7 protein-coding genes are annotated in these 12,158 nt (G+C 57.8%); all 7 read right to left on the bottom strand.

Annotation, left to right across the window (positions count from 1 at the left end; genetic code table 11):
* Window positions 1-34: 34 nt before the first annotated feature.
* Complete coding sequence (znuB, locus tag Q9245_RS08240) at window positions 35-847, bottom strand: zinc ABC transporter permease subunit ZnuB (RefSeq protein WP_305896678.1); 813 nt, start codon at window positions 845-847, stop codon at window positions 35-37.
* Window positions 834-1,607: a zinc ABC transporter ATP-binding protein ZnuC gene (znuC, locus tag Q9245_RS08235; RefSeq protein WP_305896677.1), complete on the bottom strand. Its 774-nt coding sequence runs from the start codon at window positions 1,605-1,607 to the stop codon at window positions 834-836. The genes znuB and znuC overlap by 14 nt, the downstream gene beginning before the upstream one ends.
* Window positions 1,600-2,091, bottom strand: coding sequence for a Fur family transcriptional regulator (locus tag Q9245_RS08230; RefSeq protein ID WP_305896676.1), 492 nt, complete (start codon window positions 2,089-2,091; stop codon window positions 1,600-1,602). Before Q9245_RS08230 ends, znuC begins: the two co-directional genes overlap by 8 nt.
* Window positions 2,092-2,163: 72 nt before the next feature.
* Entirely contained in the window at window positions 2,164-2,625 is a 462-nt protein-coding gene (locus Q9245_RS08225; protein ID WP_305896675.1) for a chemotaxis protein CheW, read from the bottom strand.
* An 11-nt stretch (window positions 2,626-2,636) separates the two neighbouring features.
* Window positions 2,637-3,692 (bottom strand): chemotaxis protein CheB, encoded by a 1,056-nt coding sequence (locus Q9245_RS08220; protein ID WP_305896674.1) that lies wholly within the window; start codon window positions 3,690-3,692, stop codon window positions 2,637-2,639.
* A complete protein-coding gene (locus Q9245_RS08215; RefSeq protein ID WP_305896673.1) occupies window positions 3,692-11,227 on the bottom strand; it encodes an Hpt domain-containing protein in 7,536 nt (2,511 codons plus the stop codon). The genes Q9245_RS08220 and Q9245_RS08215 overlap by 1 nt, the downstream gene beginning before the upstream one ends.
* An 11-nt stretch (window positions 11,228-11,238) precedes the next feature.
* Window positions 11,239-12,138, bottom strand: coding sequence for a protein-glutamate O-methyltransferase CheR (locus Q9245_RS08210; protein ID WP_305896672.1), 900 nt, complete (start codon window positions 12,136-12,138; stop codon window positions 11,239-11,241).
* Window positions 12,139-12,158: the final 20 nt, after the last annotated feature.

The following is a 12,158-nucleotide window of genomic DNA, read 5'->3' as shown; positions in this document are numbered from 1 at the left end:
AGACCAGTCTGCGCCATCGGGAAAGCCGGGGCGTTCAATAGCTGGTGTTGCGTGCGCCGCCGTAGACCAGCAAAAAGGTCAGAAAGGCGGTGACGACAACCGACGGGCCTGCCGGTGTATCCAGATGCCAGGACAAGGTCAGGCCACCCGAAACCGCGATAAATCCGAACACAATCGCCAGTCCCAGCATGTGCTCCGGGGTTTTTGCCAGGCGCCGGGCCGTTGCCGCGGGGATGATCAGCAATGCGGTAATTAACAGCACGCCCACGATCTTCATCGCCACGGCAATGACTAAGGCGAACATCAACATCAGAGCGAGACGAAGCCGCTCCACCGGCACGCCTTCCACGCGCGCGAGTTCTTCGTGGATGGTGCTCATCAATAGCTGGCGCCACAAAAGCGCGAGCAGCGCCAGCACCACCGCGGCCCCGCCGTAAATCCAGAGCAGATCCTGGCGACTCATGGCGAGCAAATCACCAAACAGCAGCCCGGTAAGATCAACCCGGATATCCGGCATAAAACTGAGGGTCACCAAACCGATGGCCAGCGCGCTGTGGGCCAGAATACCCAGCAGGGTATCGGTAGCCAGAGCCCGGGTTCGGGATAGCAGTACCAACGCCAATGCAATGAGCAAACAGGTAATGATCACGCCGAGATTGAGCGGAATGCTGATCAGAAAACTTAACGCGATTCCCAGCAGGGCCGAGTGGGCCAGGGTATCTCCGAAGTAGGCCAAACGCCGCCAGACCACAAAGCAGCCGAGTGGGCCGGCAACCAGGGCGACCCCGAGCCCCCCAAGCAATGCCCGCCAGAAAAAATCACCCAGGATCAGATCAATGATGTTCATGGGTGCAGGCTCCGTGTGGTTCGCTTCCGGTGACAACATCGCCGTGTAGGTCGTGGCTGTGATTGTGGCGGTGGTGGTAAACCGCCAGGGACTCGGCTACCTGATGACCAAAGGTTTCGATAAAGGCAGGATCGTGGGAAATATCCGCCGGATGGCCGCTGCAACATATGTGCTGGTTCAGACAGATAACCTGGTCTGTGGCGGCCATCACCAGATGCAGATCGTGAGAGATCATGATCACGCCACAGTGTAGTTCGTCCCTGAGTTCTCTGATCAGTTCGTACAACGCGGCTTGCCCGTTGATGTCCACCCCTTGGGCCGGTTCATCGAGCACCAATAGGTCAGGCTGGCGGGCAAGGGCGCGCGCCAGCAACAAACGCTGTTTTTCCCCGCCCGAAAGATGGTGTACCGAGGCGTTCAGCAGATGGCCCACGCCGGTGCGTTGCAAGGCCGCTTCACAGGCTGTCAGGGGCCGCCCGCTCAGCAGCATGAAGCGTTTAACGCTTAACGGCAGCGTCGCCTCGAGGGAGAGATGTTGGGGCACGTATCCGATGATCAGGTCCGGTGCCAGAGAGACCTGACCACTGGACGCTTTCTGAATGCCCAGTATGGTTTTGATCAGGGTGGTTTTTCCGGCGCCGTTAGGGCCGATGATGGTGATGATGTCTCCACGGCCAACCTCAAGATTGACGTGATCAACCACGACCCGCTCGTCAAAGCGCACCGTTAGCTGGTTCAGCTGTACCAGGTGATCAGGCATGACCGGTGCTTCCCTGACAAGTGGGGCACAAACCGGAAATCTCCAGCGTAATGTCTTCGACCTGAAACGCTTCCGCCTTGGCGGCAGACTCGATCGCTTTGGCCACGGTGTTTTCGGCCAGCTCCAGAACAATGCCGCAGTCACGGCAGATCAAAAAGGTGCTGCGGTGGTGCTCACCGGCATGGGCGCAACCGATAAAAGCATTCAACGAGGAAATGCGATGCACGAGGCCGTATTGCAAAAGGAAATCCAACGCCCGGTACACGGTGGGTGGTGCGGCGTTGTGACCTTCGGCCCCGAGCTGGGCCAGAATGTCGTAAGCGCCCAGTGGCTTGTGAGATTGCCAGATCAGCTCAAGCACACGTTCCCGAATGGGGGTCAGGCGGGCATTTTGCTCACGGCAAATCGCCTGTGCGTCTGTCAGAGCTTGGCTGACACAGGCTTGATGGTTGTGAGGGCGGTAGGGAAGCGCGTGCTCTGGCATGGGGTGGCTCCTGCAAAGTTTGCAACATTATAACATTTGCAGACAGTCCCGCTATGGGGGCTCCCCGTAACCTCAGGGGGTGGCGGTTACCGCCAGGGATTCCAGATATTCCAGATTTGGAATCCAGACGGCTTCACCCTCTACCTCAACTTGCATAAGGTCTGCGGGCCCGGGCTGTGTGTCCACTTTTTTAATCTCGGACTCGGTCAGGCGGGTTTGACTGGGTATGCCTTGCGTCACCAGAGCCATGAACGGCAATTGGTTATGGTGGGGGCCGATGGTGTTGATCACAATAATCCGGCCCCGGTTGTCGCCGGGTACCATCAATTCTTTGCCGTTAGCGGCATCATAAGAGATCACGGGCAGATTCAGGCCGCGCCAGTCGATGAAGCCAATCAGCCAGTCAGGTGTGCCCCTATCCGTTTTGGTGTTGTTTAAATCAACAACTTCTGCGATGGATACGTTCGGGAGCAGCAGTTGCCGGTCGCTGACAGGTACCATAACGCAGGATAGGGATTGGCTGTTTTCATTCATAGCGTGTGTCCTCAGGCGGAATCCCGTTTGTGCCGGCTCTTGAGCAGGCTGTTGTTCTTGACGGTTGTCATCAGTTCTTCGGCCAATTGTTCCGGTGTGCCACGAAAGCTGGTGCAGCCCGTTGCCGCGACGGAATCCGGCATCGAACTGTTACCGCAACTTTGACTGTCCTGCACCCAGATCCGGCTACCGTATGCTTTCAGCATGGGGGCCGCAAGGGCTCCGTCGTTGCCCATGCCTGAAAAGAGAATGGCGTGGCAGCGCTTGCCGTAATGGTCGGCCACATTGAGCAGCACTTGGTCAATGGACGGTCCGTAAGGCCCCGGCCAAGGGGTGTCCAATTGCACGAGGCGGCCGTCTGAATCAAAAGACCATTCGTGTTCAACGGGCATCAGTACCACGTCACCGTTCTGTATCCGGTAGCCTTGCTCGGCTTTTTTGAGCTGGTAGTGAGCGTGCCGGCCAAGCACCCGGGTCAGCACATCGGTAAAATTGCCGTCAATGTGCTGTGCGTAAACAAACCCCACGGGTAAACCCGGTGGCAGCTGATCCAAGAACGCTTTCACCGCAGCCGGGCCGCCCAATGAGGCACCTAGAATCCAGATTTCACCAGCCAGCGAACCGGGCGGTGCAGGTGTTACATAATCTGGCAGGCTGTCAGGCCGTGCTTTCGGGATGGGGCTTGTTTCAACAAGTTCTTCCAGATCGCGAGCACTATCAAGCGCTTGCAGGGGGCCCAACTGCTTTTCCAGTTTGTCCCGAAGCCGACGCTCCCAACGAACAAACTCTTTGCTGGCAGGCTTCGGCGCCAGATCGACACCAAACAACACAGGCGCATCGGTGTGCTCGAGCAAGTGGTCGAAAAACGTCGGATGATCTGCTTCGTCTTGCAGGGTGACCAGCCACAACGCGGCATCCGGAAAATCCGGGTAATCGAGTAATCGATCCGGGTCTCCAGCGAAACAGCTGGCCAAACCAAATTTGCCGGCGGTTTCCTGAAGCCGCCGGCGTTGTAACGCATCATCGGACACAATCCCGACCTTTGGTCGGCCGGTCTGGCCGGACATCACTCGCTCTCAGTTAACCGTTTAATGGTTTCAAGCAGCACCGTTTCCTGGAAAGGCTTGCCCAGGTACTCGTTAACGCCGATGGCCAGAGCCCGCTCGCGGTGTTTCTCACCAGTACGGGAGGTGATCATGCAAATCGGCGTCTCTTTGAGCGTGTCATCATGGCGCACAAAACTGGCCACTTCGAAACCGTCCATACGGGGCATCTCGATATCCAGCAAGATGACATCCGGTCGGTGGTCTTGCAGCTGCGCTACGGCATCCAAGCCGTCTTTTGCGGTGATCACTTCCATGCCGTTTCGTTCCAGTAAGCGCGACGTGACTTTCCGAACAGTCACGGAATCGTCCACTACCATGACCGTTGTCACCTGTTCTTCGAAGCGGCTTGTCGTGCGCTCTTTGGCCAGGTTGGCTATGCGCTGGCGTTCGGACAGTACGTCGGACCGAATCATCGCCGGCAAGTCGAGAATGACCACCACGTTACCATCACCCAGAATGGTGGCACCGGATACACCGCGCACCGTACTGAACTGAGGGCCCAGGGATTTAACGACGATTTCACGGCTACCCATCAGGTGATCCACCTGCAGAGCCAGGGGTTGCTCGGCACCGCGCACCAGTATTACCGGCAGCGGGAGCGCCTGACCTTGCAGCTTGGGATGGTGGTCGCTGTTCAACAGGTTGCCGAGGTACTGCAGACGATATTGCTGACCTGCGTACTCGTACAGGGGCGCATCGGGTTTGTAATACTCTTCCAGCTCGTACGTGCTGACCCGGACAATACCCTCAATGGTATTCAACGGGATGGCGTAGAAATCCTCGCCAGTAGCAACCATGAGGGCACGGTTGACCGACACGGTAAACGGCAAACGTACGGTGAAAGTGGTGCCGCGACCCAGTGAGGAGTCGATATCGAGGCTGCCCCCGAGTTGTTTGATTTCGCTCGCCACTACGTCCATGCCGACACCGCGGCCGGAAATCTGGGTAACCTTCTCGGCCGTGGAGAAGCCCGGCTGCAGAATAAACTGCAGCACTTCCCGTTCGGACAATGCTTCGTTGTTGTGCATCAGGCCCTGGCGAATGGCTTTCTCGCGAATCACGTCAGCGGGAATGCCTTTGCCGTCATCGATCATGCGCAACACCACGTCGCCACCCTCGCGGGTCAACGACAGCACGACTTCGCCGGTTTCAGGTTTGCCGGCCTGACGGCGTTCCTGTGGTGTTTCAATGCCATGGTCCAGAGCGTTTCGCAGCATGTGTTCCAGCGGTGCGATCATACGCTCCAGAATGCTCCGATCCATTTCGCCTTCGGCATTGCGAACGTCGAAATCGACTTTCTTGCCCAGTTCGCCGCTGATCTGGCGAACGATCCGACGCAACCTCGGCACGGTAGAAGCAAACGGAACCATTCGGGTCTTCATCAGACCTTCCTGGAGCTCGGTATTGATACGTGACTGCTGAACCAGCAGTGTTTCTGTGTCACGTACCCGGTCCGCCAGTGTTTCTCGCAGGTCAGCAAGGTCAGACGAGGATTCGGTGAGGGCCCGGGACAGCTGCTGGATCGAGGAATAGCGGTCCATCTCGAGCGGATCGAAATCTTCGCCGTAGTCTGCGCCGTGTTCCTGTTCGGCACGGAACAGAATCTGGGTCTCGGTTTCAATATCCATTCGACGCAGCTGCTCGCGCAGCCGCTCGATGGTGGCGGCCATCTCGTCGAGGGTGTGGCTGAAATCACTGGACTGCTGCTCCAGCCGGCCACGGGTGATACTGGTTTCGCCCGCTAGGTTAACCAGGTCGTCCAGCAGCGGAGCCGACACTCGAATGGTTTCTTGGGCAGCACGCTGGGCTTCGGCGGCTTTTTGATTGCGGCGCTTCGAAGGTTTACGGGCAACCGGCTTGGTTTCGGGCTGTTCGGGCGCAGCTTCGGTTATCAGCGGTGCCGGTGCCTGGGCGGCTGGTTGCTCCTCCAGCTCAGCTGGCGCGGGCTCTGGGAGTGCGGCGCCTTGTTCGAAATGAGCGCGGACCGCAGCGACGGCTGCGATGATGTCGTCATGCTGACGGGCAATTTGCTGCCATTGGGCTTCGGAGGGAGCATTGCCGCCAAGATCAATCAACAAGGTTTCAAAGGTATGGGCTTTGTCTCCCAATCCTGAAAGCTGAGACAGGCGCGCGCCCCCTTTGAGGGTGTGCATGGCACGCTGAGCTTCTTGATTGAAATGGTGATTGTTCGGTTCTTTGTGCCAATCGGCCAGCAATTGCTCCAGCTGGTCCATGATTTCATTGGCTTCTTCGAGGAAGATCTCCAGCACTTCCGGATCCGGCGCTTCCCGATCCTGGCTCTCGGCTTGTTCGACTTCTGAAGCCGGCTCGGGAATCCCGGTGTCCGATTGGGCCAGGGCATCGATGAGGCTGAAGTCGAGTTCTGGTTGCTTACCGGCTTCCATGGCTTCAAGCATGGAGCGGAAATTGGCTTGTGCCCGGTCGCTCAGCGCCAGCGCCGTCTCTGCCGGTTTGCTGCCGGCCAGCGTGTCGTCAAGCAATTCCGACCAGGCTTCGGCGAGATCCGCGATGGCATCGAGGTCTGACAAACGCGCGCCACCCTTGAGGGTGTGGAGCTCTTGTCGCAATGACATCAGTGCGGCAAGTTCATCGGGTTGCTCGCGCCAACGCTCCAGGTTTTCCGCGATGGCATCGTTAATTTCCAGACCTTCATCCAGGAAGATGCTGAGAATATCCTCGGCTTGTGAGTCAATCACCGGTTCGGTTTCGAAGCCCGAGTCATCGTGCTCGATGGGTGATTGTTCCGCTAATGCCTCAAGGTCCGGTGCAACGTCAACGTTGGCAGGCTCTTCGCCCCGGAGAATGGCTTGTACCTGTGCTTCCAGCGCTTTTGCGGGCGGGCATGGTTGTTGGGTAGCCACTTGCTCGACCATTTGTGCCAGCCGGTCGTGACAGGCAAACAGCAAGTCGATCATGGTGCCGCTGGCTTCCAGTTGACCCTCGGCAACCTTTTCAAACAGGTCTTCAAGCACGTGGGTCAAATCGCCGATAGCGTCTACGCCCGCCATTCGGGCTCCACCCTTCAAGGTGTGTACATCGCGCTGCAGTTCCGCGGCGATGCTACGATCGGACGGATTCTCGCTCCAGCTATGGAGGGCGCTGCCGGTAGAATTGATCAGGTCGTAGGCTTCTTCCAGGAAGATACCGAGTAATTCCGGGTCCAGGTGAGACAGGTCAGCCACGTTGCTGCCAGTGTCTTCGTTGGCATTAATATCTCCGGATTCCGTCGTTTTGCCATCGTCGTCGCCAGATTCGGTTTTGGGATCTGCCTCTTGCACCACATCGGTGACCGGTCGTGTGCTGTCGGCACCGGCGATGTACTGTTGGATTTCATGCTCCAGATCGGGGGCCGGTTTTGGCTGATTTTGAGCCTCCAGAGCATCAACCATACCTGCCAGGCGGTCATGGCACCGGAACAGAAGGTCGGAAAGCGTACTGTTGATGGAAAGCCGCTGTTCGGTCAGGCCCTCGAACAGGTTTTCCAGTTCGTGGGCCAGATCGCCCACTGCCTCGATTTCGGCAAGGCGTGCGCCGCCTTTCAGTGTGTGCAAGTCTCTTTGCAGCAAACGCAGAATATCAATGTTGTCGGGCTCGTCACTCCAGGTCTGAAGTGTTTCAGCGGTGCTGTCGATGAGATCCCGGGCTTCTTCAAGGAAGATCGCGGCAAGTTCCTCATCCATGTCGCTGTCATCGGAGGCCTCCGCCGGGGTCGTCAGCGGCTCGGCAGCGGATTCCGGAACAGCAAAGTCGTTGTCTTCGAGGCTGAGGTCTATTTCTTCAAGGTCCTCGGTGAACTGTTGTTCAAATTCGTCCGGCTCGTCGTTCCGGTTCACTGCGTCGGTCAGCGCATGAAGTTCGAGAATGATGTCGTCACAGGGATCGGTCGCCAGACCGGCCGCGACCTGATCCATCTGGTTGATGAGTTGTTCCTGAGCGTTTCGCGCGGTTTCAAAGAATTGGCCGTTGGTGGGCAATCCATACACGGTCACCGCTCCGTAGAGGCGCGTCAGGGCGTCGGCCAGATTGGCCACGTCGGCTAGGCCGGCATCCGCTGCGCTGTCGGTGAGGGATTCAAGCTCGCTGCGCAAGGTGGACAGGGCACCGGTTTGCTGGGGATCGGTAGCCCATTCATCCAGAATGGTTTCGGCATCCAGAACGATGTCGAGACCTTCGCCCAGAAACAGCTGGATCAGTTGTGACGATACCTGATTGGCCGGAGCGACATCGTCATCAAAGGCCTGTCCCTGGAACGTGGAGGTGCTGACTTTCTCGAGTTTTTCGAGGTAGTCCGCGGTTCCGTCAAGTTCGGCTTGCGGATCAATATGAATTTGCGCCAGCCCCTGGGTCAGGAAATCACTGGCACGGGATATTAATTCGAGTACCTCGTGATCGGCCCGCTTGTTTTGTGCTCTGGCTTCTTTGATGAAGCGCTCCAAAGGCGTAATGATGGCCGCAATAGGAGCAATGCCTGCCGTATTGGCGCTGCCGCGCAGAGTATGCAGCGCGCGGGACAGGTCGTCGGTATAGACAGCCGCGGTTTGGTGTTGGGCTGTCAGTAAGTAATTCTGAAGGGTTTCCAGATGGGTTTGGGCTTCCTGCTCAAAAATTTCGAGCAGCACGCGATCTGCATCTTCTGGGCTCTGCTGATCAACGTCCTCGTTCCCTGATGTTCCGCTGCTCTGCTCTTGCGATGTTTCCGCAACCTCAGCCGCTGGCATCGCGGAGGTGTCCGGGAATTCGCCGCTGGCCAGGGCCTGAGCACGTGCCTCGAGTGGCGCGGTGTCAACGCGTGCATCGATGCGTTGTTCGAAATCGCTGACCAGCGTGGGAATGACGTCGGTCACGTCCTGAAGCAGCTGGGCCAGATCGTCGTTCATGAAGATGCTGCCTTCAATAATCCGGTTCAGCATGTTCTCCACGGACCAGGACAATTCGCTAATCACTCCGGCACCGACCATGCGACCACTGCCCTTTAGGGTGTGGAAGGCGCGTCTTACTTCGGCCAGCGCACTGCGATCATCGTACTGCCGAAGCAGCATGGGTAAATATTCGTTGATGGTTTCGAGTACTTCGCCCGCCTCTTCAATGAAGATCTCCAGAATCTCATCGTCGATGAGGTCGTCCATGTCGTCTGTGGCGGGCTCGGCCGACTTTGCGGCCTCAATAATGATCGGTTCTGCCGGACTGGCGGCAATCGCTGGCTCGTCGGGTGTCTCGACAGGCTGTTCGGTCGCGTCTGCCGGGTTGGCCGGTTCCGAAGTGGTGGTATCTGCGCGACGGGTTGTGGCCAGTGCTTCCGCCCGGTTTATCAGTGCATCGACATCACCGGCGGTTTCGCCCTGACGGAAATCTTGAATGAGCTCTGGAATACGCGCATTCACATCATCCAGCAGCGCAAACATATCGTCTGTGGCTTTCAGCGTTTGGTCAATAACCCGATTCAGAAGGTTTTCAACCGACCAGGCCATCTCGGCGAGGCTTTCTGCACCGACCAGTCGGCCACTGCCTTTCAATGTATGGTAGGCGCGACGCACTTCGGTCAATGCGTCCCGGTCGCCGTGATCCCTGCGCAGACGGGGATAGTACTCTTGAATGGTCGCCAGAACTTCTTCGGCTTCCTCGACAAAGATGCTGAGTATTTCATCATCCAGCAGTTCGCTGTCGGAGCTCTTCTGCGGCGAGCCCGGCTCTTCCTGCAGGGACTGGCCAAGAACGGGGACATCCTCTGATTCAACGGCCTCGGCTTGACCTGCTTCGCTCCAGGTTGGGTCTTCACCCACGGGGAAGCCCAGGCTTGCGAGACTTTCATTGGCAATGCGAAGGATGGTGCTGTTATCGGTAATGCCTTCGGCGACCCGCTCGAGGTAGTACTCGATGCTGGTTATTGCGTCGGCCAGTGTGTCCAGTTGGCGCCAGTCGGGAACCTGCTGGCTGGACAGTAAAACATCGGAAATATAACGCTCGGCAGAGTCGAGCATGTCCGGTATGTGCTCAAGAGGTATCAGCCCCAGGCCGCCGCGAATGCTATGGAGCAGTGCCGGGACGTGCTCGATTTCCTGGGTATCCCATTGCGAGGCGATGAAGTTAACGATGGCGGATTTAGCTTGTTCCAGCGTATTCCGGGATTCCCGGATCAGTGCCTCATTGGCCTCTGATAGTTCACGAGAGCCGATGTTTGTTGGTTCGCCGGTTTCGGCGTTGTCTGAAACTTCGGTATGGCGATCCACGTCGAGGCCGGCCAGGCTGGCTTCGACATAAAGCAGAGCGCCTGCGATGTCCATCAGTGTGCCGTCATCGATCGTTTCCAGTTGACCGCACAGTTTTCCAACCAGCTCAATTTGTTCGGTCACCACTTTGCGAGGAATGCCAAGGCCAAGCACGGCCAGCGTATTGCCAACCTGGCGCAGACCCGGAAGCAGTTCGTCCAGCTCGTTGTTCTGGCGATGCTCCGCACGCACGAACAGGTCGAGCTGATCTTTCAAGCGGCCAAGCTCTTCGTTGAGGGCGCTGACGACGGACTGAATGGCATCGCGGCCGGGGCCGGAAACACGAGTCCGGGCCTCACTGACATCGTCGTCGGAGGGCAGGGCATCGGACAGTTGGTAAGCGCTGCGCAGGTAATTAACCTGTGGCCGGTCCAGATGCCGTGCCCGGGCAACGTAATACAACAGGTTCTTGAGTAAGGCCTCGGGAACCGGCTGCAGCAGAATGTCGGCGTGTTCGTCGGTCAGCTTGCGAATCTCGCCATCGAGTTCGCGCAACAGCGATTTAACGGCCGTGTTGACCGGGTTTACGCGGGCTTCGAGTGTTTCAACAAACGCGCCGGCGGCCTTCCAGAGTTCGCCCCGAGCGGTTTTTTGGCACAAACGCGAGAGCCGGTCGATGACTTTTTGCATGTAACCAAAGTGAGCATCCATGTCTTCTTCGCGAACCACACCGGCCAGAGCAAACTGGTACATCTGCCGAAGTTTACGCAAGTGGCCAAGCACTTTCGGATCTTGAAGGCGTTCAGAGACTTTTCCGGTCACCTGGAAGTGGGCTGCGGTCAGGTTCGGTTTGAACAGCGAGGTATCAGACAGCAGCGATTCGCCGCGCGCCGCGCGTAGATCGTTAAGCAGAGGCAACAACACCATCGGAAAGTCGTCGTTGCTGCTGCCCAGATGCTCCAGATACTGGGGCAACTGGAGAATGGCCTGCATCAGAACTTCGAGGGCGTCATCAACGTTAACGACGGTTTCGTTCAGAATGGCCTGGGTAAGTTTCTCCATCTCTTCGGTGAGCAACGCCGCACCGTAGAGCTCCACCATTTGCAAGGTGCCGTGCACCTGATGAAGGTAGTTCAGGCAGAAGCGCAGGCGCGCGGTATCGTCACGATTATCAACGTACGCTTCGAGTGCATGCTGGCCTTGGGTCAGCGTGTCCTGTATTTCGCCCCGAACCCAGTCGAGGGCGATACTGTCATGGTGATTGCCCATAACCACTCCGGTTATTCTTCGTCGGACTGACGTTTGATCCACGCCAGTACATGTTCCGAGGGAACCCTCTGCAGGCCCGGTGGCTGCCAATCGGTCAGCTCCCCTTGGCCTAACACCAGTAACCCCCCCGGTGCCAGACGTTCTGAAAGACGTCTGACAATCTCGCGCCGGCGCCAGCGGCGGAAGTAAATCAGCAGGTTCTGGCAGAAGATAATGTTCATGCCGTGCATGGGGGCTTTGTTCAGGTCCAGTACATTGAGCCTGGCAAAGCACACCCGCTCACGGATGCTGTTCACAATTTCTACGGTATTCCGCTCGGCAGGCCGGAAGTACCGGGATTTCAGGGCCTCATCCATGCCCAGCAACTTGCGGGCACTGAACAAACCGGATTTGGCTTTCACCAGTGCGGGCTGGCTGATGTCCGAGCCGGTTACCCCGTACAGCGGCTGCAAGCCGAGCTGTTCCATGCACCCGTTGAGTACCATGGCCAGCGTGTAAGGCTCTTCGCCGGTCGAGCAGCCGACACTCCAGGCCTCCAGGGCCTGGCTTTTCAGACCATCCCGAGGGCGGGTCATCACATAATCTGACACCAGCTTGCAGGCTTCAGGGTCGCGGAAAAAGCGGGTTTCCTGAACCGTCAGGCGGTCCACCAGCGTAGCCCACTCCTGAATAGCGTCCGGGCCCGACACGATCTGCTCGTAATAGGCCTGATAGCTGTTGCAGCCTATTTCCCGCATCCGGATACCCAAGTTGGTTTCCAGAAACGATCGCCGGTCGGGGGTCAGGGTGATGCCTGTCCGGTGTTCCAGCAGGGTTTGCCACTGACCGAACTGCGCATTGTCCATTTCAGGAAGTTTGCGCAGCGACCAGATTCCGTCTGCGGGTGCCGTTTGGTTATGTGTCTGAACCATAAGCCTTCAGCTGCCCCGGG

This window comes from Marinobacter sp. MDS2 (assembly GCF_030718085.1).
Classification (GTDB): domain Bacteria; phylum Pseudomonadota; class Gammaproteobacteria; order Pseudomonadales; family Oleiphilaceae; genus Marinobacter.
Note: the sequence above shows the minus strand (reverse complement) of the source record. Positions and strands in the feature narration are given on the sequence as shown.

Bases quoted from the DNA above. Each gene is read 5' to 3' on its own strand.
- znuC (WP_305896677.1), bottom strand. From the start codon at position 1,607: ATGCCTGATCACCTGGTACAGCTGAACCAGCTAACGGTGCGCTTTGAC.
- Q9245_RS08220 (WP_305896674.1), bottom strand. From the start codon at position 3,692: ATGTCCGGCCAGACCGGCCGACCAAAGGTCGGGATTGTGTCCGATGAT.
- Q9245_RS08225 (WP_305896675.1), bottom strand. From the start codon at position 2,625: ATGAATGAAAACAGCCAATCCCTATCCTGCGTTATGGTACCTGTCAGC.
- Q9245_RS08230 (WP_305896676.1), bottom strand. From the start codon at position 2,091: ATGCCAGAGCACGCGCTTCCCTACCGCCCTCACAACCATCAAGCCTGT.
- Q9245_RS08210 (WP_305896672.1), bottom strand. From the start codon at position 12,138: ATGGTTCAGACACATAACCAAACGGCACCCGCAGACGGAATCTGGTCG.
- Q9245_RS08215 (WP_305896673.1), bottom strand. From the start codon at position 11,227: ATGGGCAATCACCATGACAGTATCGCCCTCGACTGGGTTCGGGGCGAA.
- znuB (WP_305896678.1), bottom strand. From the start codon at position 847: ATGAACATCATTGATCTGATCCTGGGTGATTTTTTCTGGCGGGCATTG.